Here is a 26,718-nt window from a genome sequence, read left to right on the forward strand (position 1 = left end):
GGATGCGGCCTCTCGGTTGTGGGGTCCTGGTCAGCGCTCTTCGCGGAAGTCGACGTGCCGGCGGACCACCGGGTCGAACTTGCGCAGCACCATGCGGTCCGGGTCGTTGCGGCGGTTCTTGCGGGTGACGTAGGTGAAGCCGGTCCCCGCGGTGGAGCGGAGCTTGATGACCGGGCGTACTTCGTTGCGTGCCATGCCGCTACTATACGGGAATGGAAATCGTTTCCAATAACCTTCCCCTTCGGAGAGAGGCAGGCCACACGCCATGTCCGCCCACTGCCAACTGACCGGCGCCCAGCCGGGATTCGGCAACAACATCTCCCACTCTCACCGGCGCACCTCCCGCCGCTTCGACCCCAACATCCAGCGCAAGCGCTACTGGCTGCCCGGAGAGGGCCGCTACGTCCGCCTGACCCTGAGCGCGAAGGCGATCAAGACCGTCGACGTGATCGGCGTCGAGGCTGCCGTGGCGCGGATCCGCGCCCGAGGGGGGAGGGTCTGATGGCGAAGAAGAGCAAGATCGCGCAGAACGAGAAGCGCAGGGCGGTCGTCGAGCGGTACGCGGCCCGGCGCGCCGAGTTGAAGGAGGTCCTGCGACGGCCGTCCTCGACGGATGCCGAGCGCCGCGCGGCCCTGGCGGAGCTGCGCAAGCAGCCCCGCGACGCCAGCGCGACCCGGGTCCGCAACCGCGACGCCGTCGACGGCCGCCCCCGGGGCCACCTCCGCAAGTTCGGGCTCTCCCGCGTCCGGATGCGTGAACAGGCACACGCCGGGTTCCTCCCCGGGGTCACCAAGTCCTCCTGGTAGCCCGGCGAGTCGGGTAAGGGCGCGGTGCGGGCCCACCCGAGCGCGAAGCCGGGCGGGCGGGCGCGGTGGGACCGGTACCGGGCCGGGCGGTGCCGTGGCTGCGGCCGCCGCCCGGCCCCGTCAGGGTCCCGGACCGATGGCGGGGGCGGCCGGACGCCGTCCCCGCAGCCTCGGGGCCCGGGACGAGGCTGCAATGCCGAGATCGCCGACGAGCTGTTCCTGTCGCGGCGCACCGTAGAGCACCACGTCGCCGCCGTGCTGCGCAAACTCGGCGTGGCGTACCGGTCGGAAGCCGCTCGGTACGCCCGGCGAAACGGCGTGGGTCCTCCGGTCAGCTGAATTCGGCCGCACGGTCGACGGCCCACCGCGCGAAGGTGCGGGCCGGACGGCCGGTGAGGCGCTCGATGTGGTCGGTGGTGCGGTGTGACGCCGGCCGGTGCACCGAGGCCGAGATCAGCGCTTCCACCAGCCGCTCGGGGCGCCCGTCTGCGAGCATCTGTGACCGTGCGAGGTCGGTGGTGACCGCCCGGAAGCGCAGACGGCGCCGGAGCGCGGCACCCAGGAGGGCGACCTGGTCGGTGCGGCTCAGCACCTCCGGCCCGGTCAACAGGTAGGGCCCGTCGTCCGGTTGGCCGTGCTGCTCGAGCAGCACGGCTACGGCCGCGTCGGCGACGTCGCGCTCGTCGACGACGGCCGTGGGAGCCATGTCGGGGCCCGACACCACGTCGCCCGCCCGTAGCTGCTGCGCCCAGCCCCGCGCGTTGGACGCCAGTGTGTCGCTGCGCAGCACCAGGGGGCGCAGACCGGCATCGCGGAGCAGCGCTTCCATGTCGGCGTGCACCTGAACGACGGGGTCGCTCTGGCGCGCGGCTTCGTCGTCCACGGCCGTCGAGGACAGGTAGACGACACGGGGGGCCGCCGCGACGAGTTCCGCGACCAGGTCGTGGGCGGGTGCCGAATCGAGCAGGGGCCAGATCAGGAAGACGGTGTCGATGCCCACGAGCGCTGCGCGCACGGCGGCGGCGTCCGTGAGATCGCCGGTCGCCTGCCCGGCTCCGGGGTGCGGACCGGTCTGATCGCGCACGAGGCCTCGTACGGGCGCGCCGTGTGCGCGGAGGCGGTCGACGACCTCACGGCCGAGGTTGCCGGCCGCGCCGGTGACCAGGATCGACGGACGGAAAGGAGCGCCCGTGGGGCGAGGGGTATCAGGCATGATCGGGACGCTAGGGGTTCAGGCCGACATGAAGGCAAGGCGCGAGTGGTGAAGACGATCGGAGAAGCGGCCGCGGAACTGGGAGTCGAAGCCCATGTGCTGCGGCACTGGGAAGACGTCGGGGCACTCGCCGTGCCGCGCGACGGCAAGGGCTACCGCATGTACGACGACAAGGCGGTGGAACAGGCGCGCACGGTCCTGAAGCTGCGGAGCGTCGGCCTCTCGCTGCCCGAGGTCACCGCCGCCATGGCGCCGAAGAAGTCGCAGGCGCAGGCGGTCGTGAGGGCGAAGATCGCTGAACTCGAAGCCGAAGTGGAGCGGAGGCAGCAGGCGATCGCCTTCCTGCAGCACACCGCCGAGTGCCGGCACCGGTACCTCGACGAATGTTCGGATTGTGCGGCGTTCGTTCGGGAAGCCTGAGTTGACCACCTGTCGGGTGTGCTGACCCACCGGCCGCCGGGGGGTGACGGAAGTCTTACGGTGCGGTGCGGGAGGGCGCTTCGGCGGGTGGGGTTCCGTAGCCTGCCGGGCATGCGAGTACTCGTCACAGGAGGAGCCGGGTTCATCGGCTCACACGTGGTTGCCGTCCTGGCAGCCGAGGGACACACGCCCGTGGTTCTGGACGCGTTGTTGCCGAAGGCCCATCCGCACGCCCCAGAGGTGGCGGACGCCGAATTCGTGCGGGGCGACGTCCGGGACGCCCGGACGGTCGCGCGCGTGCTGCGCGGCGTGGACGCCGTGTGCCACCAGGCCGCGATGGTGGGCCTGGGGAAGGACTTCGCGGACGCGCCGGAGTACGTCGCCTGCAACGACTTGGGGACGGCGGTGCTGCTGGCCGGGATGGCCGAGGCCGGGGTGCGGCGGTTCGTGCAGGCCGGGTCCATGGTGGTCTACGGGGAGGGGCGGTACGAGTGCGCCGAGCACGGAGTGGTGCGGCCGGGGCCGCGGGCGGTCGCGGATCTGGAGGCGGGCCGGTTCGAGCCCCGCTGCCCGGGCTGCGGGGCCGAGCTCGTCCCCGGGCTGGTGGGCGAGGACGCGCCGGTGGATCCGCGGAACGTGTACGCGACGACGAAGCTCGCACAGGAGCACCTGGCAGCCGCCTGGGCACGGTCGACCGGTGGTACGGCCGTGTCGCTGCGGTACCACAACGTGTACGGGCCGGGCATGCCGCGGGACACCCCGTACGCGGGTGTCGCGTCCTTCTTCCGGTCCGCGCTGGCCCGGGGCGAGGCGCCGCGGGTGTTCGAAGACGGTGCGCAGCGGCGGGACTTCGTGCACGTACGGGACGTGGCCCGGGCGAACGCGGCCGCCCTGGTGGGTCTCGAGGGCCTGCCGGAGGGCGGCCACACGGCGTACAACGTGGGCAGCGGCGATCCGCACACCGTGGGGGAGATGGCCGCCGCGCTGGCGGCGGAGCACGGCGGCCCGGCTCCCGTGGTGACGGGGGAGTTCCGGCTGGGCGACGTGCGCCACATCACGGCGGACTCGTCGCGGCTGCGGCGGGAGCTGGGCTGGCGTCCCGAGGTGGGGTTCGCCGCGGGCATGGCCGAGTTCGCCCGGGCGGGGCAGCGGGGCTCGGTCCGGGTCGGGTAGGCCCGGCGGGTGCGGGTGCGGGTGCGGGTGCGGGTGCGGGCGTCGGTGCCCCGGGGCGGGTGCCGGTGTCGGCTTCGGTGTCGGTGCCCCGCGCGGGTGGCCCGTGCCCGGTGCGGGTGGCCCCGGGGTGTGGGTCAGGCGTCGGCGGCGGCGAGGGGCAGGGTGACCTCGAAGCGGCAGCCGCCGCGCACGTTGCGGACCCGTGCCCGGCCGGCGTGGGCCTCCACGATGCCCCGTACGATCGCGAGCCCCAGTCCGGCGCCGGCGGGGGGCGTGCGGGCCGGGTTGCCGCGCCAGCCCGTGTCGAAGACCTTCGGCAGGTCCTCCTCCGGGATGCCGCCGCAGCCGTCGGTGACGGACAGGACGGCGGTGTCCTCGTACCGGTCGACCCGTACGGCCACGGTGCCGTCGGCGGGGGTGTGCCGGATGGCGTTGACGAGGAGGTTGGCCAGGACCCGGGTCATCTCCTTGCCGTCCACCTCGACCGGGACGTGGGCGATGTCCTCGCCGCACAGCCGCACCCCGCGCTCGCGCGCGAGCGGGTCGGCGCCCAGGAGCGCGTCGGCCGCCAGGTCCCGGAGGGAGACGCGGCTCGGGGCCAGCTCCAGGGCCCCGGCGTGGATGCGGGAGAGCTCGAAGAGGTCGCCGACCATGGTGTCGAGGCGTTCGACCTCGGTGCGGATCTGCCGGTGGTAGCGGGCGGGTTCGGCGGCCACCCCGTCCTCCAGGGCCTCGGCCATGGCCCGCAGCCCGGCGAGCGGGGTGCGCAGGTCGTGGGAGATCCAGGCGACGAGCTCCCGGCGCGAGGCCTCCAGGGCGCGCTCGCGCTCGCGTGAGGCCGTGAGCCGGGCACTGGTGGCGGCCAGTTCACGGGTGACGGCGGCCAGTTCCGCGGTGGCCCGGGCCGGGGGCGCGGCGAAGCTGCCGCCCTCGCCGAAGTCGCGGGCCGCGCGGGCGAGGTCGCGGCCACGGGCGACGACCCAGCGTCCGAGCAGCAGCGCGGTGGCCAGGGAGACGACGGCGGCCATGGCGACCACCAGGGTGACCACGCTCAGGTCGTGCGGGGAGAGGAACATGGCCCGCGCGACCGCGAGGGTCCCGGCGAGCATGGCGGTGACGGCGACCGCCGCGACGACGATCAGGGACACGGCGACGGACCGGTGCCGCAGCAGGCGCAGCGCGACGGCGCCGAGCAGCCCGGCGCAGGCCGCGCCCCCGAACGCGAACGCCGCGATCAGCAGGACGTCCTTCACCGGGTGCCCTCCTCCGCGTCCGCCTCGAACCGGTACCCCACGCCCCAGACGGTCTGGATGAGCCGGGGGGCGGCGGGGTCGTCCTCGATCTTGGCGCGCAGGCGGCGTACGTGGACGGTGACGGTGGACAGGTCGCCGAAGTCCCAGCCCCACACCTCCCGCATCAGCTCCTCCCGGCCGTGGACCCGGCCGGGATGGCTGAGCAGGTGCGCGAGGAGGTCGAACTCCCGCAGGGTGAGCGTGAGCTCCCGTCCGTTCCTGGCGGCCCGGCGCCGCTGCGGGTCGAGCCGGATGCCCGCGCCGGTCAGCAGCCCCGTTCCGGGGGCCGGCGGCGCCGCGGCCCGGCTGCGGCGCAGGACGGACTCGACGCGCAGGACCAGCTCGCGCGGGCTGAAGGGCTTGGTGACGTAGTCGTCCGCGCCGAGCTCCAGGCCGGCGATCCGGTCGTCCTCGTCGCCGCGGGCCGTCAGCATGATCACCGGGACGGGGCGCTCGGCGCGCAGCCGCCGGCACACCTCCAGCCCGTCGATGCCGGGCAGCATGAGGTCGAGGACGACCAGGTCCGGTTCGTGCCGGGCGGCGGAGTCCAGGGCGGCGGCGCCGTCGGCGGCGTGGTGGACGTGGTGGCCGGCCCGGCGGAGGTAGCCGGTGACGACCTCCGCGACCGTGGGGTCGTCGTCGACGACGAGGACCCGGGCGGGCGGGGCGGGCGGGGGCGTGCTGGTGGCCGTGCTCATGACGGCAAGCCTCCCACCGGCGGGCCGCCGCCGTCTGCGGGGGAGTGGCCCCGGAGGGCCGACGTCCGTGTTTCGTAAGGAGTCGATGTCCGGTATGTCCCCGGAGAAATCCTACGGTGGCAGTCGTGACCGAAATCTCCGTGGACGTCGTCCTGCCCTGTCTCAACGAGGCCGAGGCCCTGCCCTGGGTGCTCGCCCGCATCCCCGCCGGCTGGCGGGCCCTGGTCGTGGACAACGGGTCCACCGACGGATCCGCCGAACTCGCCCGCTCCCTGGGCGCCACCGTCGTCGCGGAGCCGCGGCGCGGCTTCGGCGCCGCCTGCCATGCCGGACTCATGGCCGCCGAGGCCGAGTACGTCTGCTTCTGTGACTGCGACGCCTCCCTCGACCCCGGTCTGCTGGGCGGATTCGTCCGGGCGGTGGCCGCGGGCGAGGCGGACCTGGTCCTCGGCCGCCGCCGCCCCCGGGGCAGGGGCACGTGGCCCGCGCACGCCCGGGCGGGGAACCTCGTGCTCGCCCGGATGCTGCGCCGCCGCACCGGCCTGCGGCTGCACGACCTCGGCCCGCTCCGGGCGATGCGCCGGGAGGACCTGGTGGGCCTGGAGCTGACCGACCGGCGCTCCGGATACCCGCTGCAGATGGTCGTCCGGGCGGCCGACGCGGGCTGGCGGGTGCGTGAGGAGGACGTGCCGTACCTGCCGCGCAGCGGCAAGTCCAAGGTCACCGGCACCTGGCGGGGCACCTGGAACGCGGTCCGCGACATGCGTGCGGTCCTCGCCGAGCCCCCGTACGTCCCTGCCGCCGGCCGCTCCGAGCGGGCCGGCGGTGCGCGGTGACCAGCCTGCTCGTGATCGCCAAAGCGCCCGTGCCCGGCCGGGTCAAGACCCGGCTCACCCCGCCGTTCACCCCCCGGCAGGCGGCGGACCTGGCCGAGGCCGCGCTCGCCGACACCCTGGCGGCCGCGGCGGCCACCCCGGCCGGCCGGCACGTCCTGGTCCTGGACGGCGCCCCGGGGCCCTGGCTGCCGCCCGGCTTCGAGGTCGTGCCACAGGGCGGCGGGGGCCTCGACGAACGGCTCGCGGCCGCGTTCGCCGGCTGCGCCGGGCCGGCCCTGCTGATCGGCATGGACACCCCGCAGGTCACCCCGGAACTCCTGGCGCCCGCGCTGGCCTTCGACGCGTACGACGCCTGGTTCGGCCCGGCCGCCGACGGCGGGTTCTGGGCCCTGGGCCTGGCGGCGCCGGACCCGGCCCTGCTGCTCGGCGTCCCCATGTCCGTGCCCGAGACCGGGGCGGTGCAGTACCAGCGGCTGCGTGCGGCCGGCCTGCGCACCGGGCTGCTGCCGCGGCTGCGGGACGTGGACACCGCCGCCGACGCCGCCGAGGTCGCCGCCCTGGCACCGGCCGGCCGGTTCGCCGCGCTCCACCGGCGGCTCAGCGCCCGGACGGCGGTGGCGCGATGACCGCCCCCACCACCTCCCGGCCGCCCGCCACACCGGGCCGGCAATGGCGGGCCGACCCCTACAGCCTGGCCCTGCGCACCGGGCAGGGCCCCCTCTTCCTGCGGCGGACGGACGGCTGGCTGCTGCCCCTGGACGTCGAACGCTGGTGCGCCGGGGCCGACGCCGCCGACGAGAGCGTGCTGGCCCGCTGCCGCGGAAGCGTCCTCGACATCGGCTGCGGCCCCGGCCGGCTCGTCGTGGCGCTGGCCGAACGGGGCCGCCGCGCCCTCGGCATCGACGTGACCCCGGCCGCCGTGACCCGGACCGTGGGCCGCGGCGGAACGGCCCTGTGCCGCTCCGTCTTCGAGCCCCTGCCCGGCGAACGCCGCTGGGACACCGCCCTGCTGATCGACGGCAACATCGGCATCGGCGGAGATCCCGCCGCCCTCCTGCGGCGCACCGCCGGCCTGATCGGCCCCGGTGGCCGCCTGGTCGCCGAGGCCGCGCCCGTCGACGTCGACGAGCGGTGCGAGGTGCGCCTCGACGACGGCCGCGGCACGCTCGGCGCCCCCTTCCCGTGGGCCCGGGTCGGCCGCCGGGCCCTGCTGAGCCACGCCGAGGCCACCGGCTGGCGCACTGCCGGCAGCTGGACGGTGGCCGGCCGGCACTTCGCCGAACTCGTCCCCGGGACACCGCGCGGCCCCGAGGCCGGCACCGCCCTGCGGGCCGCGCCGTGACCCGGCCGGCCGCCGGTCCCGTACGGGCCGCCGCGACCGCGACCGCCGCCACCGCCGTCCTCGTCACCGCCCTGGTCGCCGTGCTCGTCCTCACCGTGCGCAAGGACGGCTACTTCGCCGACCCGGCCGGCCTGTCCTGGCTGTACGCCGCCTGCTGGGCCCTGTTCGCGGCGGCGGTGTGGTCCCTGCGCCGGGTACCCGCCCGGCACGCCGCAGCCCTCGTCCTCGCCGGCGGTGTCGCCGTCGCCCTGACGGGACTGGCCGCCCCACCCCGCACCAGCACCGACTCGTACCGGTACGCCTGGGACGGCCGCGTGCAGGCGGCGGGCATCTCCCCCTACGACCACGCCCCGGCCGACCCCGCCCTCCTGCCGTACCGCGACGGATGGCTCTTCCCGACGGGGAAGGCGTGTGGCAGGCCGGACCTGGCCGCCGTGTCCGAGGGCGTCTGCACCCGCATCAACCGCCCCCGCGTCCACACCATCTACCCTCCGGCCGGCGAGCTGTACTTCCTCCTCGTCCACGCCCTCTCGCCCGACGGAGTCCGCCACAAGGCCTTCCAGGTCGGCGGCGCCGTACTGGCCCTCGCCACCACGCTGTCGCTGCTGCGCATCCTCCGCCGGCGCGGTGACCCCAGGACCGCGGCCTACTGGGCCTGGTGCCCCGCCGTCGCCGTCGAAGCCGTCAACAACGCCCACGCGGACGTCCTCGCCGTCCTGCTGTCCGTCCTCGCCCTGGGCCTGACGGTGCGCCACCGGGCCTGGGGCGGCGCCCTGCTCGGCCTGGCCACCGCGGCCAAACTCCTGCCCGCCGTCCTGCTCCCCGGCGCCCTGTCGGGCGTACGCCGCGCCCGTGACGCCGCCGCCGTCCTGCTCCCCGCCGCCGCCGTCCTCGTCGCCCTCTACCTGCCGTACGTCCTGCTCTCCCACTCCTCCGTCCTCGGCTACCTCGCCGGGTACGCCGACGAGGAGGGCTACCAGGACGCCTCCGCCGGCGACCGCTACGCCCTCCTGCGCCTGCTCCTCCCCGACTCCTGGGCCGTGCCCGCCGTCGTCGCGGGCATGCTCGCCGTCAGCCTGTACGTGATCCGGCGGGGCGACCCGCAGCGCCCGTGGAGCGGTGCCCTCCTGGTCAGCGGGACCGCGTTCCTCCTGACCACGCCCGGCTACTCCTGGTACGCCCTCCTCCTGATCGCCCTGGTGGCGCTCGACGGCCGCTGGGAATGGCTCGGCGTCGCGGTCGCGGGCGCGGCCGCCTACCTGACGGGCCGGGTCGTCCCGCACGCCGGCACGGCCGCCTACGCCGCCGCCGCGCTGGCCGTCGCGTGCGGCTGGGCGGCGCGCCGGCGAGCCCGCGGCGGGCGCGCCGCCCCGCACCGTACGGCCGGACCGGACACGCTCCCCTCGGCGGGGAGGGCCACGTGAACCCACGCATGCAGCATCCACATCCACGGAGGCACCCCATGAACGCGAACGGAGGCCGTCCGGCCGCACCCGGCGGTCCGGCGCGGGCGGGAACGGAACCCGGCGACGGCAGCATGGCGGGCCTCGCCCGGCTGCGGTCGGCCCTGGGCGCCCGGTGGGCGGCCGGCCCGCCACGGGGCCCGTCCCGCCCGGAGTTCTGGCGCAGCCCGCTGCGCGGCCCGTGGCTGACGGCGGTGTTCGGGATCGTCCTGCTCTTCGGCATCACGATCGTCTTCGTCACCGGCCTGGTCTCGTACGCCGCGTACGAGCCCGACCTCGCGGCGGTCAACGACCAGACCCCCGGCAAGGGATGGCTGGGCTTCTACCTCTTCTCCTGGCCGACCTCCCCGTACTGGCTCTACCGCGTCACCCAGGGCGTGCACGTCACGCTCGGCGTCGTGCTCGTGCCCGTGCTCCTGGCCAAGCTGTGGTCGGTGATCCCGAAGCTCTTCGCCTGGCCCCCGGTGAGCTCGGGCGCGCAGGTCCTGGAGCGGCTCTCCCTCCTCCTGCTGGTGGGGGGCGCCGGGTTCGAGTTCGCCACCGGCATCCTCAACACACAGCTGCACTACATCTTCCCGGGCTCCTTCTACACGCTGCACTTCTACGGGGCCTGGGTCTTCATCGGCGCCTTCGCGGTCCATGTGGTCTTCCGTCTGGGACGGGCCGTGCGGGCCCTGCGCGCCGGGCCGCGGCAACCGGCCCCGGACAGCGAGGAGGCGGCCGGGCTGGTCTCGCCCCGCCCGGCCGCTCCCACGATCTCCCGGCGGGGCGCGCTGGGCATGGTGGGGCTCGGCTCCCTCGCGCTGCTCGTGGTGACCGCGGGGCAGAGCGTGGGCGGCTGGTTCCGCCGGACGGCCCTCCTGGCGCCGCACGGCCAGGACCCGGGCTCCGGCCCGAACGGCTTCCAGATCAACAAGACCGCCGCCTCCGTCGGCATCCGCCCCAGCGACACCGGTCCGGCCTGGCGGCTGACCGTGCGCGGCGGGCGCCGCCAGATCGACCTCACCTACGCCCAGCTGCTCGGCCTGCCGCAGCACGAAGCGCTGCTGCCCATCGCCTGCGTGGAGGGCTGGTCGACCGCCGACCAGCACTGGAGCGGGGTCCGCCTCACCGACCTGGCCGCGCTCGTGGGCCTGGGCACGCACGCGCCACAGCTCCTGGTCCAGTCCGTCCAGCGGGGCGGGTCGTTCAGCTCGGTCGTGCTGAGCGCCGACCAGGTCCGGGACGCGCGTTCGCTGCTGGCCGTTCGGGTCAACGGGGCGGTCCTGTCCGCCGACCACGGCTATCCGGCCCGGGTGATCGTCCCCGGGGCACCCGGTGTCCACAACACCAAGTGGGTCACCCGCCTCACCTTCGGAGAACCGTCATGAGGGCGCCCACCGCCGACACCGCCCCGGCCGGCTTCCGGCACCGCTACGGCTCCTCCCCGCTCCACCTGCTCCTCGTGCTCGCGTCCTTCGCCCTGGCCTGCTACGCCGGTCTGCGCCTGCTCGAAGGGGACGCCCTCGGCGTGGCCGTGTGGTTCGTGGGAGCCGCGCTCCTGCACGACCTCGTCCTCCTGCCGCTGTACGCGGTCGCGGACCTGGCCCTCCAGCGGCTCCTCGCGCCCGGTGAAGGGGAGGGGGCGCGCATGCGGCGGGCCGGCGTCAACCACGTCCGGGTGCCCGCCTTCGTCTCCGGCGTCCTGCTGCTCGTCTACTGGCCGCTGGTACTGGGGCAGGTCGGCCACTTCACGAGCAGCACCGGCCTGCCGGCCGACGTGTTCCTGGGGCGGTGGCTGCTGATCACCGCCTGCCTGTTCGCCGCCTCGGCAGCCGTCCTCGCCGTGCGCCTGTGGAACGCGGGCGGTGAGGCGCGCAAGGCCCGGGCCCGGGCCCGCAGGGCGCGGAAGGCCGGTCCGCCGCCGCCGGGCGGGGCCGGCTGAGGGGGTTCAGGCCGGCCGCTCAGCCGGCGCGCAGTTTCGACGCGTGGCCGAAGCCGAGTGCCGCCGTGAACGGGTGGATCAGGCCGGCGTCGGCGGCTTCCAGGGGGAAGAGGGGGAGGACGCCGGCGGGCCGGGTCCTGGCGCGCAGGAGTCCGGCCCGGTAGAACGCGGCCGTCCAGCGGCCGTCCTCGGAGTGCCATGCCTCGGAGAGTCCGGGCAGGGCACCGGCCTTGTGGGGAAGCCCGGCGAGGGCGGCGAACTGCCGGGCCGGCGGGGTGTCGCCCATCGTGTGGTCGCAGTGGTACAGGCGCATGCGGCGGTCGTTCCCGTCGGCGAACCACCGCAGGAGCTGACGCTCGTAGTCGGCGGCCTTGATGCCCGTGGCTTCGGCCTTCAGCTCCAGGTCGAGGTCCCACCATTCGCGCCACACCGCGTCGAACGCCGCCGCGTCGCCGCCGAAGAGGTGGCGCGGGAAGTGGTGGGGGAGGGAGATCTCCTTCCGTGTCAGGAGCGGGAAGATCCCCATGATCGCGCTGCTGAACCCGCAGACGGTGACGCTGCCCAGGGCCGGCGGGGGCGTGGGCACCGAGCCGGCGCGGCGCGCGGTGGGCAGCGGGGGCAGCAGGCCGACCGGTGCGGTGCTGCCCTGCCAGCGGCTGAAATCGGTGCCGGAACCGCCGTACCCGAAGCGGTGCAGGAAGCGCACCACCTCCAGCAGGAGACGGTGGGTCCCCTCCTGGGAGTTGAACGGCTGCCAGGCGAACCTCTCGTTGTCCTTGCCCGGCGGCAGGGCGGGCAGGATGGGAACGACGACCACCGCCGGACGGCCCGAAACGTGCTGCGCCTGGACCAGATTGAGGTCCCGCAGCAGGTGCCGGTAGCCCACGACGACGTACGGCTGGTCGGCCGTGGTGTCCCTCTTGACGCTGTACGGGTAGTTGCTGCGGAAGGGGTAGGCGGAGAGCGGATAGCCGCGCGTCGCCGTGGAGGGCGTGAAGTAGCAGACCACGTCGATGCCGTCGGCCGGGACCGGGGCCGAAGGCCGCTTCGGCGCCCAGACGGCGACCAGGAAGCGCGGCTGCGGCGGGTGCGCGTCGTCGTTGCCGCCGTACTCCAGCCAGAGGAAACCCCCGGTGTCCGCCGGTGCCACCACCTGGTCGGTGGTGCGAAACCGGTCCCAGCCGTCCTGCTCGGCGCGGGCCGGTGCCGCGTCGGTGAGCGTGCGGACGCTCACCTTCTCCAGCCACAGCGGCGTGGCGGGCGGGGCCGGCGTGTTCAGCACCGCGTACCTCCTCGGCTGCCCCGTCGCCTCCCGGAAGAAGACCCCCGGCTGGTCACCGTGCGCCTGGGTGCCGGTGTACGGCGGCGGGGTCACCGGTGACTGGCGGATGCGGCCCAGCTCCATCGTGAGCCGCAGGTCGTCCCCGTCACGGGTCACCGTGACTCCCGGGTTGTCCCAGTACACGGGCGCGTCGGGGCTGCGGGTGAGGGTGACCGACTCCGGCGCGTAGTCGGGGTGGGCGACGTCGAGGTCGATACGGCTCCACTCCTGCGCGGGGACCGCACGGGTGACGGGGCCGTCCAGCGGGAGGCTGATGTGCTGGGTCACCGGTCCCTGCGCATCGGTCCACGTCAGCTTCACCTCGGCCACCGTCCCGGCCTGCGGCGGTCGGCCGAGGACGTCGGCCACGGCGAAGGTGAGGCGGGTCGTCGCCATCTCAGAGCTGCATCCCGGTCTTCGGGTCGTAGTGGACCTCGGTGGCGACGATCTGATCGGTCGGCATGACCTCGATCCACTGGTCGAAGACCTGGAAGGGCTCGGTGCCGTCCGCCTCGAATCCGTCGCCGAGCGGATCGAAGCCGCGCTCGTAGACCTTGTCGGTGGGCAGGTAGTTCACGGGCGTGCCGTCCGGAAGCCGGTCGCTGACCTTCACCCGCGACTTCTGCCAGTCGCCGCCGACCACGACGGCCAGATAGCGGATCGCGTCGTGCACCGTCAGCGCATCGGCCGGCAGGTCGCGGTAGCGGGCGGTGAGCTCCGGGTCCTTCCAGGCGTACCGCTTGAGCACCAGCAGCATGCGGCCGCGCTCGCCCGGGACCGACTCGGCGTACAGCGAGTCGAGGCCGTCGGTGCCCTCGACGCCCGCGTTGGTCAGCCATTGCAGCGCCTCGAACTCGTGCCCCTGGCGGATCGGGACGACGGCCTTGACCCAGGGGGCGTTGAGGAAGGCGTTGCGCAGGTTGTCGCCGTCGAGCTGGAGCAGCCAGCCCAGTGAACTCCCCAGCCTGGCGGGCCGGGAGTCGGCGGTGATGTAGTAGTCCTCGCCGGTGTTGCTGGTGCCGCCCCAGCCGACGACGGTGCTCTTCTCGAATTCCTTCTCCGTGGCCCCCGAGCCGTCGAAGCCGAGGTTCTCCTTCACGGCCAGCTTGTTGGGCACCCACCACTCCGGGGCCACGAAGTACAGCATGCGGTCGACGTCGAAGAACGTCTGGACCAGCTCGGCCATGATGTGCTGGGTCTGGCTGCTGATGCCGGACAGGCCCTTCCCCTTGAAGAGCTGGCGGATCAGGCTGCGGTACACGACGATCTGCTCCTCTTCCCGCAGATCCTCGAAGCGCCGGGGGCTGATGCCCGCGGCGAGCTTCACCCGCTCCTGGGCCGCTTTGAAGAACGCCTCCTTCGCCAGCCGCTCCTTCTCCTGGTCGACCTCCTTCAGGCGCTCGGCGTTGACCTTGTTCACCTGTTCCACGTAGGCCGAGGTGGGGCCGTAGTTGACGGTGAAGCGGTAGGGGAACATCTCGCCGTCGTCACCGCTGTGCCCGATGATCCGCAGCCTCAGCCGGTTGGTCCCCTCCGCGAACTGGCTGACCCGCAGATCGGCGACGTTGCTGCTCAGCCACTGCACGTTGGTGTGGCTCTTGTACTCGTATCCGTACTTCGGATAGAGCAGCAGATCCGCCAGCGCGTCGTCGAAGTAGTCGTCGTCCGGCCCCTTGTACGTGCCTTCGACGGTCTCCTGGTACTGCTCGGGCATCGGGACGAGCTGGGCGGGCTGGACCTGACCCTGCGGGGGCTGCGCGACGTGGACCAGCTCGGCGACCCCGAGTTCGTCGCCCGGCCGGTCGATGTAGGTCTGCCAGCACAGCTGGGTGCCGATCTCCTGGACCTGGACCCCCACCTGGCGCATCTTGCGCCGCAGTTCGTAGTTGACGAGCTTGTCGGTGGTGTTCTGCAGGAGGTACCTCTTGCTGGAGGTGTCGGTGGTCTCCACGACCGTCTTGAACGTCGACTTGAAGCTGCGTTTGATCTCCGTGGACAGCTTGATCGTCTGCTGCCGCAGCTGCTTGTGGGTCTGTTCCTTGGCGGTCTTGCGCGCGTCGGCCGAGTCGTAGCTCGTACGGGCGGTGGCCTGGGTGTTGAAAACCCCCAGCTTGCCACTGGTCCGCGCCTCCAGGCTCACACCGAACTTGCTGCTGCTCTGGTTCTCCTCGCTGACCGAGGCCGACAGCTCGTCCTCGGACCGGCTCTCCTGCTCGCTGCGCTGGGTGACCTCCTCGGAGGCCTCGGTGGTGCGTTCGGTGAGGGTACGGCGCGTGGAGACCTCGATCAGCTCGACCGCGGCGCCGGGGCTGAGCCAGATGTGCTGGACCGGGGGGCCGAGGAACGAGTCGAACTCGAAGAAGTACTGGCGGAAGAGGTGGACGACACCGAGCGGGGACAGCGACGCCTCGGGCAGGCCGGCGGTGGCCGCCCGGTCCCGTGCTCCCGGCGACACGGGCGGCCCGCCCCCCAGCAGTTCGGCGAGGGCGTCGACCTCGGGCACGTTCACCCGGTGGCCGCTCGTCGCGAACATCGCGTGCAGCACGTCGTACCGGCCGGCGGCCTGCAGGTTCTTCAACGCTCCCGCGACGCGGGACTCCTGGGCGGCCAGGGCGGCGGGGTCCGCGGCGGCCGCCGGAAGGCCGTCGGACGCGGCGTGGACGATGACGCCGCCCTGGGCGATCTTCTCCTCCGCGATGCGCAGCAGGGCGGCGAGCCCGTCGGGCCCCGGCCCCACGAGACGGTCCCAGACGGCCGGATCGGCGAGGTCCGCCTTCTTGAGCCGGGCCAGGAGTTCCCGGGTGACCACCGAGTCGAGGGTTCCGGGGAGGGCGGAGGCGACCGTCGGCACCGGGGCGCCCGGCTCGATCGTCAGGGCGGGCGCGGCGGCCGTGGCGGAGGCCGGGGCCAGGGTGAAGGAGGGGCGCATGTTCTCGGTGAGCGCCGCCGCGAGCGAGCGGCGCATGGCGGGGCCCGTGGTGCCGAACCGCTCGGCGAGCCGGGCCGAGCGCCAGCCGAGCAGCGGCTGGTAGACGCCGTACAGCTCGGAGGCGTACGGCAGAGAGCCCTGGAATTTCGCGAAGTTGACCTTCATCTGCCGACTCCCGCCTCCCCGACGCGGCCGCCCTGTCCGACCTGCTCCACAGGCTCCCGTTCCGGGCGGTTCGCGCCCAGTCCAGGCCTGGGAATCCGCGTCCCAAACCACCTGGCCGAGTGAAGGGGCGGCATGCAGAAACGATCCCCGGCGGGCCGCAACCCCGAGCGGGCACGGACCGGCCCCGCGTGTTCCCCGACGGCTCGGCTCAGGCCCTCACGATCCGGAGCACCGAGGCCAACAGCAGGGCGGGCGAGACCGCCCCTCCGATGACGATCACCGGCAGGGCCACCCACAGGAGGGGGTGGTCCCCGGCCTCGGACGGCATGTCCTCCTGCACGATCACGAACCACGCCAGGTGCAGGGCCGTGCCCGCCATCAGGGCGATCCAGTACAGGCCGATCCCGGCCGACCACAGCCGGACCCTGCCGGCAGGCGCGGTCATCAGCCGCTTCCGGTAGACCTGGAGCCCCACCATCGCGCCGAGGAGCAGGAGGGCCACGGGGAAGCGCCACCAGTCGTCGTTCACGGCCCACTGGTGTGCGGCGCTCGGCTGCTCTGATTCCGACGGGTACCGCGCGGCCCGGTCCAGCAGGTCGAACCCTCCGATGAGCAGGGCGACGACCGGGATCAGGAAGAACAGCCCGTAGAGCGGCCTGCCGAGACCCCTGGTCAGGGCCCCGACGGCGTCCTCCCGCGGGGAGGACGCGCCCGACGACGCGGCACGGGCGCGGACCGGGCCGGCCGGTGTCCGGCCGGGCATGACCGCCGTGGGCGGCGGGGTCCGCGGGGGAAGCGCGGTGATGGTGGCCACCCGGTCCGGTCCGGACACCGCCCCGGCCTCCGACCCCCGTACGAGGCGCTGCGCTTCCTTCTCCGGTTCCTCCGCTTCCTTCCTCGGCCCCTCCGGCCCCTGCGGCCCCTCCGGCTCCTGCGCCTCCGCGTTGAGCAGTTCCTCCGCCTTCTGCGCGATGGCGGCGACCACGGGCGCCGGCAGCCAGGGGCCCGTGCCGGCCCGTTCCCCGGACGCGGCGGCGAGCTCCGCGACCGTCGGGCGGTCCGCGGGCCGCTTGGCCAGGCAGCGCCGGGTCAGTTCCCCGAACGGGCCCTCGATCCCGTCGAGGTCCGGTTCGTGGTGCACGAGCCGGTACAGCAGTTCGGCCACCGACCCTCCGCCGAACGGCCCGCGTCCGGTCGCCGCGAAGGCCAGCACCGCTCCCAGGGAGAAGACGTCCGCCGTCGGGCCGACGGTCCGGCCCTCCGCCTGCTCCGGTGACATGTAGCCGGGTGAACCCACCACCAGACCGGTCCCGGTCAACGCCGTCTCGTCGGCGGACCGGGCGATGCCGAAGTCGATGAGCAGCGGCCCCGACGGGGAGAGCAGCACGTTGGAGGGTTTGACGTCGCGGTGCACCAGACCGGCCCCGTGCACCCCGGCCAGCGCCTTTGCGAGTCCGGAGAGCAGCCGCCACAAGGCCTCCTGGGGCAGCGGCCCGTGGAGGACGACGGCGTCGGCGAGCGCGGGCCCCGGAACGTACGCCGTGGCGAGCCAGGGCACCTCAGCCTCCGGGTCGGCGTCCAGGACCGGCACGGTCCCCGCTCCCCGGAGCGACTGGGCCGCCCTGACCTCTCGGGCGAAGCGCTGCCGGAAGCCCGCGTCGCCGGCGATCGTCCCGTGCACCACCTTGAGGGCGACCGTCCGGCCGCCCGGCGACCGGCCGAGGTAGACGCGGCCCATGCCGCCCTCTCCCAGGCGGTACAGCAGCCGGTACGAGCCCACTTGGCGCGGATCGGTCGCGGTCAACGGCTGCATGCCACACCCCCGTGAGACGCCATCCCCGTCGTCCTCCCACGCGACGCTCGTCCCGTGGGCGCCAGTCAGCATGGCACAGCGGCCCCGCCCCCGGCACGGGAAGCAGAGCGGAAGCGTCCACGCCGTGCCCGCCTTCGGGCTTCGAAGCGGTGGCCTCCGCTCATCCGGACGGCGACCGGTCTCCGGGGCCGTCCTCGGATTCCGGACCGGTGACGGTGATCGCCCCGGAGGGGCACACCCCTGCGGCCATCCGCGCGGCCGCGAGGCGGTCGGGGGCCGGGTCGGTCCGCAGCAGGACCACCAGGCCGTCGTCGGGGTCCTGGTCGAAGACGCCGGGCGCGGTCATGGCGCACATCCCGGCGCCGATGCAGCGTTCGCGGTCGACGCCGAGACGGGCCGGGCTCACCGCGGGTCCCAGGTGACCGGGAGGCTCTTCACCCCGTAGATGTCGGCGCTCTCCGGGCGCAGACGGACCTCGTCGGCCGGTACGGCAAGGCGCAGCGTGGGGAAGCGGTCGAGCAGCGCGCGGAACGCCACCCGCATCTCCACACGGGCCAGTTGCTGGCCCAGGCACTGGTGGATGCCGTGGCTGAAGGCCAGGTGGCCGTCGTACGGCCGCCGGATGTCGAGCGCGTCGGGGTCCGTGAAGCGGGCGGGGTCGCGGTTGGCGGTGTTGAACGACAGGACGACCGTCGTGCCCGCCTCGATGGTGTGGCCGCCCACCTCGACGTCCTCCAGCGCCGTCCGGTGGAAGGTCTTGGCGACGCTCAGGTACCGCAGCAGCTCCTCCACCGCCCCGTCGGTGAGCGAGGGGTCGTCGCGCAGGGCGGCCAGCTGCTCCGGGTTGCGCAGCAGGGCGAACGTGCCGAGGGAGAGCATGTTCGCGGTGGTGTCGAAGCCGGCCGCCAGCAGGATGAGGCTGATCCCCTTGAGCTCCTCGTCCGTCAGATCGCTGTCGGTGAGCTCGCTCAGCACGTCGTCGGTGGGGTTCGCGCGCTTGGCCGCCACCAGGCGCGCGAGGTAGTCCTGGGTGGCGGTGTAGGCGGCGATCAGCTCCTCGTCGCTCACCTCCCCGCCCATGAAGGCGTCGATCTGCTCCTGGAAGGACGCACGGTCCTCGTAGGGCACGCCGAGGATCTCGCAGATCACGATGGTGGGGATCGGCTTGGCGAACGCGGTCACCAGGTCCGCCGAAGGCCCCGCCGCCTCCATGGCGTCCAGGCACTCGGAGGTGATCTGCTCGATGCGCTCGGTCAGCATCCGCATCCGCCGCACGGTGAACTTCCCCACCAGCGGCTTGCGGTAGCGGCTGTGCTGCGGCTCGTCCATCAGGAGGAACTCGCCCGGAGGAGCCGGAGGAAGCTCGAAGTCGACGATGTTCATCAGCTCCTTGCGCGAGCTGAACCGGGAGTCCGCCAGGACCGACCGCACCAGGTCGTACCCGGTGATCAGCCAGCCGGGCTTCCCGCCGACGTGGGTGAAACGGCTGATCGGACCGTGCCGCTGGGCATCGCTCAGCTCGGCCGGCGGATCGAAGGGGCACCCGGACCGACGCTCCGTCGGCATCGCCTCGACGGTGTGCGGGGACTGGCTCATGAAGCGTTCCTCATCTCGCGATATGACGCGTTTGCTGTCCCTCGAAAGCTACGTTGCATTCATCATGCAGTCAACGGATTGCAGGCATATGTGCAGGTAGAAGCCGGGAAATTGGTGCAATGGCCCTGCCGCCGAATGCAACGGTGCGTTGCAACGGGTGGCGGTGAAGGCAATGGCCGGGCGCCGGGTGCCCGCGCGGTGTCAGCCGGCCGGCTCCAGGGGGAAGAGCTCGGCGGTGCCCGTCAGGTCGAGCAGTCGCAGCATCTGGTGGCTGGGAGCGGCCAGGCTGAGGGTGTGGCCGGCGCGCAGCGCGGCCTCGCGCGCCCGGAGCAGCGCGGTGAGCCCCGAGGAGTCGCAGAAGGACGAGTTGCTCAGGTCGACGATCACCGCTGCCGCGGGCTCGGCCTGGGAGAGGGCCGCCGTGAGCCGGCTTTCGAGTTCGCCCGCGTGCCGGATGTCGATTTCACCGCTCACGTGGACGACGACCGGCGTCCGCAAGCCGCCGTCCGCCCCGCGGTCCGCCCGTACGTCGAATTCGGCAGTCATGTGAGGCCTCCTCACCCCCCTGGATGGCATCGCCGCCCGCCGGGGGCCGGCCCGTGGCCCGCACGCCGGCGTCGGAATCCGCCGCAGGGCTTCTGCCCGCGCGACAGGGGCCCATGCCGCCCGTCAGTGCTGCCTCATGGAGGACGGCGGCACGTCGAAAGCACGGGTGAAGGCGTACGAGAAGGCCGCCGGGGAGGCGTAGCCGAGCAGGACGGCGACCTCGGTCACGCTCTTGTGGCGCAGGAGGGGGATCGAGGCGAGCAGCCGGGCGCGGGACCGCCAGGCCGCGGGGCTCGTCCCCGTCGCCTGCCGGAAGCGCCGGGTCAGCATGCGCTCGCTCATGGCCGTGGCGCGCGCCCAGTCGGTGTTGCTCACCGACAGGCCGGGATCGGCGAGGTAGCCGCGGCACAGCGCGGAGAACGGCTCCTCGTGGGGGAGGGCCACGTACAGCGGGACTTCGGAGAGCGCGGCCGTCTCCAGCAGGACCAGCGCGATCAGCGCGCTGTCGCGGGCGTCCCCGGCGTAGTCCGCCTCCAGGTCTGCGGCGGCGAGCAGCAGCTCCCGCAGCAGCGGCGGGACCGCCACGACCCGGCAGGCCGCGGGCCACCACGGGACGGCGGACGGCTCCACGTAGAGGCTGGCCGTCCGGGTGTCCAGCATCCGCACCTGATGGCGGGTCCGGGGCGGGATGAGCACCGCCCGCTCGCCCGGAACGGTCCACGCCCCGTCGTCGGTCTCCACGAGCATGGTGCCGGTCGCGGCGTACAGGAGCTGCGCCCGGCGGTGCTCGTGCCAGGCGAGGAGGGTGTCCGGCGGGTAGTCCGTCGCGATCGGCAGCACCTCGGCGGGGAGGTGGTCGACCTGTCCGAGGGGCACGTTGCGCATGGCGGGATCCTATGGCCGGAACTCGAAAGGACCGGGCCGACAGTCGATCGTCGGCGCGGGCCCTCTCGGCTGGACTGGGCCCATGAGTGCTTTCGTTCTCGTCGTCGTCGGGGTCCTCACCGGGCTGACCACCGTGCTGTTCGGATTCGGAGGGGGTTTCGTCGCGGTCCCCGTCATCGTCTGGGCGGACGCCGCCGCGGGGCCGGCCGCGGCGGCCGTCGCGGTGGCGACCTCGGCCGTGGTGATGGTCGTCAACGCGGCGGTGGCCACCGCCGCCACGCCCCGTCCGGTCCTGAGGCATCTGCGGGGCACCGCCCCGCTGCTGGTCCTGCTCGGCGCCGGAGGGGTGGCCGGCGCGCTCGCCGCGGGCGCCGCGCCGGCCGGGCTGATCCACTGGGGGTTCGTGCTCTATCTGGCGGCCACCCTCGTCGACGTGCTCGCCCGCCCGGGGTTCCTGCGCCCGGACACCGCGGCCGCGGGGCGGCGGGGCGGGTTCGCGGTGTCCGCCGGGCTGGGGGTGCCCATCGGTGCGGTCGCCTCGTTCCTCGGCGTCGGCGGGAGCGTCATGACCGTGCCCCTGCTGCGGCGTTCGGGCCTCCCGATGCGCACCGCGGCGGCGCTGGCCAACCCCCTCACCGCCTGCGTCAGCGCCCCCGCGTGCGCGGTCTTCCTCAGCGCCCGCCACACGACCGGGGCCGGGGCGCCGGCGACGGCCGTCGGATCGGTCGACCTCGGCGCCGCCGCCCTGCTCCTCCTCGGAGCGGTCCCGGTCGTCCTCCTCCTGCGCCGCAGACCCCCGCGCATCACGGACCGGCTCCACGCCCGCGGGTACGTCGCCCTGCTCTGCCTGGTGCTGGCCGCCATGCTGGTCCGGACACCGTGAGGGCCGGATTTCGGTAATCGCTCGCTCCGGAAAAGTATGAAAGGACTCCTGCGATTTCGAGAATTCCGGGGGCTGGACGGGATTTCGCCAGGCAGGAGTCCCCGGATCCTTGGCATCTGCCGGTCCTTCCGGAATTGGCCCGCGGGACAGGGCTGTTCGGCTGGGGTATGAGACCGGGTGCCTCCGCCGCCTTTCGGCGCCCTGTAATGTCGGCCGTAAGGCAGGTCACACCGGACCCGCATTTTCCGTCCCCGTTTTTCTCTTCAGTGAGGCGTGTGTTCATGACCCTGTCCATCCGCAACCAGATCTCCGGCACCGTCACCTCGATCACGGCCGGCGAGGCCATGTCCTCGGTGAAGGTCCGCCTGGAGGGCGGTCAGGAAATCACCGCGGTGATCACCACCGATGCCGCCAAGGAGCTGGGTCTGGCCGAGGGCGCCGCGGTCAAGGCCCTGGTGAAGGCCACCGAGGTCTCCCTGGCCACCGGCGCCGTCTCCGGCGTCTCCATCCGCAACCAGATCCCCGGCACGGTCGTCGACGTGGCCGCCGGCCCGGCCATGGCCTCCGTGAAGGTCGACGTGAACGGCGGCGGCCTGACCGCCGCGATCACCGCCGACGCCGTGAAGGACCTCGGCCTCGCCGCCGGCACCTCCGTCGTCGCCCTGATCAAGGCCACCGAGATCTCCCTCGCCGCCGCCTGATCCCCGTTCCGGCGGCCACGCTTCCTCCCGCGCCCGGTGACCGCACCGCCGGGCGCCCGGCGCGGGGGCGTCAGGCGTCGAGGGCGGTGATGATCTCGTCCGTGGTCCCGATCCGGCCGAGCCGGGGGAAGATCTTGCCGAAGGTGTGGGCGTGGGAGTCGGCGTCCGTGTCCGTGATGGCGTCCTCGGCGAAGGTCAGCTCGTAGCTGTGCTCCCAGGCCGAGCGGGCGGTGGATTCCACGCCGATGCTGGTGGAGATGCCGGCCAGCACGATCCCGGTGATGCCGCGGCGGCGCAGCTGCAGGTCGAGCTCGGTCCCGGTGAACGCGCCCCAGTGGCGCTTGGTGATCACGATGTCGCCGTCGGAGGCGAGCCCGGGAGGGAACGCGGAGAACGCGGCCGGCGGTGCGGCCGCCGGGCCGGGGCGCTCGGTGCGGCCGGAGGGCAGGTCACCGCCGTCGGGGGACCAGGCGACCCTGACCAGGACGACCGGGAGCTGCCGGGCGCGGAAGGCCTCGGCGAGCCGGATCCCCTGCTCCAGGATCCGGTCGGCGGGGGTGACGGTGGGCAGGCCCAGGATGCCCTGCTGGAGGTCGATCAGGACCAGGGCGGTGTGGCGGTCGAGGCTGAGGCCGGACATGGGTGACTCCTCGCTGGTTCGGCCCCGGTGGTCCGCCGGGGCGTGCGGTGCGTGCGGTGCGCCTGCCGTGCTGTGGTGTGCCGTGGGTCAGTCCTCGGCCGCCCCTCGCATACCGGTCAAACAGCCAAGCTGACAAGGCGTCGTCGCACGGGGTGCCCGGCAGGGTCCATGACCGTAGCGTGAGAGGGGGACCGGTCCCGCCCGTGGAGGGAGCGCCATGCGCCGTCGCCGATATCCGCCGATCGGGGACCACGGGCTGATCGGGGACCTTCGGACCGCCGCGCTGGTCTCCTCCGAAGGGGTGATCGACTGGTTCTGCGCCCCGCGCTTCGACTCGCCCAGCCTGTTCGCCTCCCTCCTGGACCACGACCGCGGCGGACACTTCGCCATCGCGGCCGAGGCGCGTGACCCCGTCACCCGGCAGCTGTACCTGGCCGACACCGCCGTCCTCGTCACCCGGTTCATGACCGGGGAAGGGGTCGGCGAGGTCGTCGACTTCATGCCCCTGGGGGAGGCCGAGGCGCCCGCCGACCGGCACCGGATCATCCGCATCATGCGCGTCACCCGCGGCACCGTCCGGTTCCGGATCGACTGCCGGCCCGCCTTCGACTACGGGCGCGCCGGGCACCACCTGGACGTGGAATCAGGCACGGCGCGGTTCGGCGGACCGGAGGTCTCGGCGTTCCTCCAGCTCAGCGGTCCGGCGCGGATGTGGCAGGACGGGACGGGCGTACGAGGAGAGGCGGAGCTCGGGCAGGGCGGGCTCGCCGCGGCCGTGCTGACGGTCTGCCACGACCCCGCCACCGCGCCGCCCGAGCCGATGACCGAAGCCGAACTGCGCCGGGCGTTCCGTTCCACCTACGACCACTGGCACCGCTGGCTGAGCCGCAGCCGCTACCGAGGCCGCTGGCAGCAGATGGTCAACCGCTCCGCGATCACCCTCAAGCTCATGACGTACGCCCCGACGGGCGCCCCCGTGGCCGCCGTCACCATGGGCCTGCCCGAACGGGTCGGCGGGGAGCGGAACTGGGACTACCGCTACACCTGGGTGCGCGATGCCTCGCTGTCGGTCAAGGCCCTGCTCGACCTGGGGCTCGAGGACGAGGCCGAGGCGTTCCGGCGCTGGCTGGGCGCCCGCGTGCACAGGGGCGGGACGGTGACCGGCGAGCCGCTGCAGATCATGTACCGGGTCGACGGCGACCCGCGTCTGGAGGAGCAGGTGCTCGGGCACCTGGAGGGGTACCGGGGGTCCGCACCCGTACGGCTCGGGAACGGGGCGGTCGGGCAGCTCCAGCTCGATATCTACGGCGAGGCCGTGTTCGCCCTCAGCCACGCCGCGGACCTGGCCCAGCTGGCCGGGTACGACGGCTGGCGGAACCTGAGCGACCTCCTCGACTGGCTGGCCCGCTCCTGGGACCGGCCCGACGAGGGCATCTGGGAGACCCGCGGCGGCCGCCGCGACTTCACCTACAGCCGGCTGATGTGCTGGTCGGCCTTCGACCGGGGCATCCGGCTCGCGGCGGACCTGGCCCGCCCCGCCGACGTGGCCACCTGGACCGCCGCACGGGACGCCGTCTTCCACCAGATCATGGAACGGGGCTGGAGCGAGCGCCGCGGGGCCTTCGTCCAGCACTTCGACGGCGAGGTGCTGGACGCCGCCCTGCTGCTGATGCCCACGGTCGGCTTCATCTCCCCGAAGGACCGCCGCTGGCTGTCGACCCTCGACGCGATCGAGGCGGAGCTGGTCTCCGACAGCCTGGTGCACCGCTACGACCCCGAGGAGTCGCCGGACGGACTGAGCGGCGACGAGGGCACGTTCTCCCTGTGCACCTTCCTGTACGTGGGCGCCCTCGCCCGCGCCGGCCGCCTCCCGGCGGCCCGGTACGCCTTCGACAAGATGCTCACGTACGCCAACCACGTCGGCCTGTTCGCCGAGGAGATCGGGCCGACCGGGGAGCAACTGGGCAACTTCCCGCAGGCGTTCACCCACCTCGCGCTCATCGCCGCGGCGCTCTCCCTGGACGAGGAGCTGGACCGCGCCGGATCCTGAGGCACCCTGTCGCGCCCCGCACCCGTTCCGCTACAGTGCGTGATGCCCGTACCGGTCGAAAAACGGATGGACCGTACGGGCGCCCTTGCGGAACACTGCGGAACCTTCTCTGACGGTCCGACACAGCAGGGTTGGTACGGGAAATGCCAGAATCGTCCAAGAGTTCGCCGAGCAAGGGCTCGGTGTTCCTCGCACTCCGCTACTACGGCCGGGAGCTGGCCCGGCTCAAACGCTGGACCGCCCCCGCGATGCTGCTCCCGGCGCTGGGCAACATCGGCATCAACTACGTGGCGCCGCTGGTCGTCGCCAAACTCGTCGGGCGGATCGCGGACGGCGCCGCCACCCGCACGGGTGCCATGCTCCCCTACGTGGCCGGTTTCGCCGCCGTCCTCCTCCTCTCCGAGGGGATGTGGCGCCTGGGACTGCACTGCCTCAACCGGGTCGACGCCCTGGGCGTCGAGCGGCTGTACGTCATCGGTCTGGACGAACTCTTCGCCAAGGACGCCGCGTTCTTCCACGACAACTTCGCCGGCTCGCTCACCAAGCGGGTCCTGAGCTTCGCCTCCCGCTTCGAGGAGTTCGTCGACGCGCTCACCTTCAACGTCGTGGGGCGGCTGGTGCCGCTGGTCTTCGGGTCGGTGGTGCTCTGGCAGTACGATCCGCTGCTCGTCGTCGGGCTCCTGACGATGATCGTGGTGACCGCGCTGGGCGTGGCACCCCTGATCAGGCGCCGGCAGGCGCTGGTCGACCAGCGGGAGGAGGCGATCGCCCGGGTGTCGGGGCACGTCGCCGACAGCCTGATGAACATGGACACGGTGCGCGCGTTCGCCGCCGAGGAGCGCGAGGCCGCCGAACACCGCTCGCGGGTCGCGCAGTCGCGCCGGCTCATGCTGCGCTCCTGGGACTACGGAAACCTGCGCATCGACACCCTCGTCGCGCCGATGTCCGTGCTGACCAACGCGCTGGGCCTGTTCCTCGCCGTCGCGCTCGCCCGGAGCGGCCACGGGGTGGAGGGGGTCGTCGTCGCCTTCACCTACTACAGCAACGCCACCCGCATCATGTTCGAGTTCAACCAGATCTACCGCCGTCTGGAGAGCTCGATGACGGAGGCCGCGCAGTTCACCGAACTGCTGCTGACCCCGCCGAAGGTGCTCGACCCGGTGTGCCCGGAACCGCTCCGGCCGCAGGCCTCCGACGTGTCCTTCGAAGGGGTGCGCTTCACCCACGCGGGCGGTACCGAGCCGCTCTTCGACGGCCTGGACCTGGCCGTCGCCGGCGGGTCGAAGATCGGCCTCGTCGGCCGGTCCGGCGGGGGCAAGACGACCCTCACCCGGCTGCTGCTGCGGATGACGGACATCGACGCCGGACGGATCCGGATCGGCGGGCAGGACATCAGCCGGCTCTCCCAGAGCGATCTGCGCAGCCTGATCGGCTACGTGCCGCAGGACCCGGCCATGTTCCACCGCACCCTGCGCGAGAACATCGCCTTCGCCCGGCCGGACGCCACCGACGCCGAGATCCGCCGCGCGGCCGAGGCGGCGCACGTCACCGAGTTCGCCGACGCCCTCCCGGACGGCTTCGACACCATGGTCGGCGAGCGCGGGGTCAAGCTCTCGGGCGGGCAGCGCCAGCGGGTCGCCCTCGCCCGGGCCATCCTGCGCGACGCGCCGGTCCTGCTGCTCGACGAGGCGACCAGCGCGCTGGACTCCGAGAGCGAGCTCCTGGTCCAGGACGCGCTGTGGCGGCTCATGGAGGGCCGGACCGCCCTGGTGGTGGCGCACCGGCTGAGCACGGTCGCCACGATGGACCGCCTCGTCGTCCTCGACCGCGGCCGCATCGTGGAGCAGGGCACGCACCAGGAGCTGCTGGCCGCCGAGGGGGCCTACGCCAGGCTCTGGCAGCACCAGTCGGGCGGCTTCCTCGACGACGCCCCCGCACGGGCCGACCTGCTCTAGGGGGCGGCTGCGTCCGTTCGGGCGAGACGGGGCGGTCCGCCCGCTCGCCGCGGCCTGGCCGGTCCC

The 26,718-nt window shown here is 73.5% G+C and carries 27 protein-coding genes; 15 read left to right on the plus strand and 12 right to left on the minus strand.

Annotated elements, in window-relative coordinates; genetic code table 11:
* Window positions 1–30: 30 nt before the first annotated feature.
* Window positions 31–195, minus strand: coding sequence for a 50S ribosomal protein L33 (gene rpmG / locus B4U46_RS29760; RefSeq protein ID WP_079430716.1), 165 nt, complete (start codon window positions 193–195; stop codon window positions 31–33).
* A gap of 70 nt (window positions 196–265) precedes the next feature.
* On the opposite strand from rpmG, the gene rpmB reads away from it, so the two are divergent.
* From rpmB to B4U46_RS29775, 3 genes are read left to right on the plus strand one after another with little or no spacing between them, the layout of a single operon-like run.
* Window positions 266–502 (plus strand): 50S ribosomal protein L28, encoded by a 237-nt coding sequence (rpmB, locus tag B4U46_RS29765; RefSeq protein ID WP_079430717.1) that lies wholly within the window; start codon window positions 266–268, stop codon window positions 500–502.
* The gene (gene rpsN / locus B4U46_RS29770) at window positions 502–807 is read left to right on the plus strand and encodes a 30S ribosomal protein S14 (RefSeq protein WP_079430718.1); all 306 of its coding nucleotides are present in this window, start codon (window positions 502–504) and stop codon (window positions 805–807) included. The genes rpmB and rpsN overlap by 1 nt, the downstream gene beginning before the upstream one ends.
* A gap of 24 nt (window positions 808–831) precedes the next feature.
* On the plus strand, window positions 832–1,146 hold the full coding sequence (locus B4U46_RS29775; protein ID WP_079430719.1) for a response regulator transcription factor: 315 nt from the start codon (window positions 832–834) through the stop codon (window positions 1,144–1,146).
* On the opposite strand, the gene B4U46_RS29780 is transcribed toward B4U46_RS29775, so the two are convergent.
* Window positions 1,139–2,020, minus strand: coding sequence for an SDR family oxidoreductase (locus B4U46_RS29780; protein WP_079430720.1), 882 nt, complete (start codon window positions 2,018–2,020; stop codon window positions 1,139–1,141). The two genes, B4U46_RS29775 and B4U46_RS29780, sit on opposite strands and share 8 nt — an antisense overlap.
* A 48-nt stretch (window positions 2,021–2,068) precedes the next feature.
* Here B4U46_RS29780 and B4U46_RS29785 point away from each other — a divergent pair, with 48 nt between their 5' ends.
* Together B4U46_RS29785 and B4U46_RS29790 are read left to right on the plus strand one after the other, a co-directional pair.
* Window positions 2,069–2,440 (plus strand): MerR family transcriptional regulator, encoded by a 372-nt coding sequence (locus B4U46_RS29785; RefSeq protein WP_237293166.1) that lies wholly within the window; start codon window positions 2,069–2,071, stop codon window positions 2,438–2,440.
* Between the two features lie 111 nt (window positions 2,441–2,551).
* Window positions 2,552–3,613 carry an NAD-dependent epimerase/dehydratase family protein gene (locus B4U46_RS29790; RefSeq protein ID WP_079432076.1) on the plus strand — a complete coding sequence of 354 codons (1,062 nt, stop codon included), beginning with the start codon at window positions 2,552–2,554 and terminating at the stop codon, window positions 3,611–3,613.
* Window positions 3,614–3,747: 134 nt separating this feature from the next.
* Here the strand turns inward: B4U46_RS29790 and B4U46_RS29795 are convergent, their stop codons facing one another.
* Window positions 3,748–4,866 (minus strand): sensor histidine kinase, encoded by a 1,119-nt coding sequence (locus tag B4U46_RS29795; RefSeq protein WP_079430722.1) that lies wholly within the window; start codon window positions 4,864–4,866, stop codon window positions 3,748–3,750.
* Complete coding sequence (locus B4U46_RS29800) at window positions 4,863–5,603, minus strand: response regulator transcription factor (RefSeq protein ID WP_079430723.1); 741 nt, start codon at window positions 5,601–5,603, stop codon at window positions 4,863–4,865. The genes B4U46_RS29795 and B4U46_RS29800 overlap by 4 nt, the downstream gene beginning before the upstream one ends.
* A 125-nt stretch (window positions 5,604–5,728) precedes the next feature.
* Between B4U46_RS29800 and B4U46_RS29805 the strand changes: the two genes are divergently transcribed.
* The 6 genes from B4U46_RS29805 (at window position 5,729) to B4U46_RS29830 (ending at window position 11,168) form a co-directional block, all read left to right on the plus strand.
* A complete protein-coding gene (locus B4U46_RS29805) occupies window positions 5,729–6,439 on the plus strand; it encodes a glycosyltransferase family 2 protein (protein ID WP_398898837.1) in 711 nt (236 codons plus the stop codon).
* On the plus strand, window positions 6,436–7,065 hold the full coding sequence (locus B4U46_RS29810) for a TIGR04282 family arsenosugar biosynthesis glycosyltransferase (protein WP_079430725.1): 630 nt from the start codon (window positions 6,436–6,438) through the stop codon (window positions 7,063–7,065). Before B4U46_RS29805 ends, B4U46_RS29810 begins: the two co-directional genes overlap by 4 nt.
* A complete protein-coding gene (locus B4U46_RS29815; RefSeq protein WP_079430726.1) occupies window positions 7,062–7,781 on the plus strand; it encodes a class I SAM-dependent methyltransferase in 720 nt (239 codons plus the stop codon). The genes B4U46_RS29810 and B4U46_RS29815 overlap by 4 nt, the downstream gene beginning before the upstream one ends.
* Window positions 7,778–9,205 (plus strand): glycosyltransferase 87 family protein, encoded by a 1,428-nt coding sequence (locus B4U46_RS29820; RefSeq protein ID WP_079430727.1) that lies wholly within the window; start codon window positions 7,778–7,780, stop codon window positions 9,203–9,205. Before B4U46_RS29815 ends, B4U46_RS29820 begins: the two co-directional genes overlap by 4 nt.
* A 113-nt stretch (window positions 9,206–9,318) precedes the next feature.
* Complete coding sequence (locus B4U46_RS29825; RefSeq protein WP_208949851.1) at window positions 9,319–10,614, plus strand: molybdopterin-dependent oxidoreductase; 1,296 nt, start codon at window positions 9,319–9,321, stop codon at window positions 10,612–10,614.
* The gene (locus tag B4U46_RS29830; protein ID WP_079430729.1) at window positions 10,611–11,168 is read left to right on the plus strand and encodes a hypothetical protein; all 558 of its coding nucleotides are present in this window, start codon (window positions 10,611–10,613) and stop codon (window positions 11,166–11,168) included. The genes B4U46_RS29825 and B4U46_RS29830 overlap by 4 nt, the downstream gene beginning before the upstream one ends.
* Before the next feature lie 19 nt (window positions 11,169–11,187).
* On the opposite strand, the gene B4U46_RS29835 is transcribed toward B4U46_RS29830, so the two are convergent.
* The 7 genes from B4U46_RS29835 to B4U46_RS29865 all read right to left on the minus strand — a co-directional run bounded on the left by B4U46_RS29835 (window position 11,188) and on the right by B4U46_RS29865 (window position 20,423).
* Window positions 11,188–12,885 (minus strand): hypothetical protein, encoded by a 1,698-nt coding sequence (locus B4U46_RS29835; RefSeq protein WP_079430730.1) that lies wholly within the window; start codon window positions 12,883–12,885, stop codon window positions 11,188–11,190.
* A gap of 1 nt (window position 12,886) precedes the next feature.
* Complete coding sequence (locus B4U46_RS29840; protein ID WP_079430731.1) at window positions 12,887–15,583, minus strand: hypothetical protein; 2,697 nt, start codon at window positions 15,581–15,583, stop codon at window positions 12,887–12,889.
* A 208-nt stretch (window positions 15,584–15,791) separates the two neighbouring features.
* Window positions 15,792–17,396 (minus strand): serine/threonine-protein kinase, encoded by a 1,605-nt coding sequence (locus B4U46_RS38400; protein ID WP_107438345.1) that lies wholly within the window; start codon window positions 17,394–17,396, stop codon window positions 15,792–15,794.
* 160 nt (window positions 17,397–17,556) lie between these two features.
* Window positions 17,557–17,802, minus strand: coding sequence for a ferredoxin (locus tag B4U46_RS29850; protein ID WP_079430732.1), 246 nt, complete (start codon window positions 17,800–17,802; stop codon window positions 17,557–17,559).
* Window positions 17,799–18,992 carry a cytochrome P450 gene (locus B4U46_RS29855; RefSeq protein WP_079430733.1) on the minus strand — a complete coding sequence of 398 codons (1,194 nt, stop codon included), beginning with the start codon at window positions 18,990–18,992 and terminating at the stop codon, window positions 17,799–17,801. Before B4U46_RS29855 ends, B4U46_RS29850 begins: the two co-directional genes overlap by 4 nt.
* Before the next feature lie 201 nt (window positions 18,993–19,193).
* Window positions 19,194–19,538 carry an STAS domain-containing protein gene (locus tag B4U46_RS29860; protein WP_159402132.1) on the minus strand — a complete coding sequence of 115 codons (345 nt, stop codon included), beginning with the start codon at window positions 19,536–19,538 and terminating at the stop codon, window positions 19,194–19,196.
* Window positions 19,539–19,661: 123 nt separating this feature from the next.
* On the minus strand, window positions 19,662–20,423 hold the full coding sequence (locus tag B4U46_RS29865; RefSeq protein WP_079430735.1) for an AraC family transcriptional regulator: 762 nt from the start codon (window positions 20,421–20,423) through the stop codon (window positions 19,662–19,664).
* Between the two features lie 82 nt (window positions 20,424–20,505).
* Here B4U46_RS29865 and B4U46_RS29870 point away from each other — a divergent pair, with 82 nt between their 5' ends.
* Together B4U46_RS29870 and B4U46_RS29875 are read left to right on the plus strand one after the other, a co-directional pair.
* Window positions 20,506–21,306: a TSUP family transporter gene (locus B4U46_RS29870; protein ID WP_079430736.1), complete on the plus strand. Its 801-nt coding sequence runs from the start codon at window positions 20,506–20,508 to the stop codon at window positions 21,304–21,306.
* 281 nt (window positions 21,307–21,587) lie between these two features.
* Window positions 21,588–22,007: a TOBE domain-containing protein gene (locus tag B4U46_RS29875; protein ID WP_079432077.1), complete on the plus strand. Its 420-nt coding sequence runs from the start codon at window positions 21,588–21,590 to the stop codon at window positions 22,005–22,007.
* A 70-nt stretch (window positions 22,008–22,077) separates the two neighbouring features.
* On the opposite strand, the gene B4U46_RS29880 is transcribed toward B4U46_RS29875, so the two are convergent.
* Window positions 22,078–22,647: a hydrolase gene (locus B4U46_RS29880; RefSeq protein WP_079430737.1), complete on the minus strand. Its 570-nt coding sequence runs from the start codon at window positions 22,645–22,647 to the stop codon at window positions 22,078–22,080.
* A gap of 217 nt (window positions 22,648–22,864) precedes the next feature.
* Between B4U46_RS29880 and B4U46_RS29885 the strand changes: the two genes are divergently transcribed.
* Both B4U46_RS29885 and B4U46_RS29890 read left to right on the plus strand, forming a co-directional pair.
* The gene (locus B4U46_RS29885; RefSeq protein WP_079430738.1) at window positions 22,865–24,697 is read left to right on the plus strand and encodes a glycoside hydrolase family 15 protein; all 1,833 of its coding nucleotides are present in this window, start codon (window positions 22,865–22,867) and stop codon (window positions 24,695–24,697) included.
* A gap of 143 nt (window positions 24,698–24,840) precedes the next feature.
* Window positions 24,841–26,652: an ABC transporter ATP-binding protein gene (locus tag B4U46_RS29890; protein ID WP_079430739.1), complete on the plus strand. Its 1,812-nt coding sequence runs from the start codon at window positions 24,841–24,843 to the stop codon at window positions 26,650–26,652.
* Window positions 26,653–26,718 lie beyond the last annotated feature (66 nt).

The organism is Streptomyces katrae, assembly GCF_002028425.1.
In the GTDB taxonomy this organism is placed as follows: domain Bacteria; phylum Actinomycetota; class Actinomycetes; order Streptomycetales; family Streptomycetaceae; genus Streptomyces; species Streptomyces katrae_A.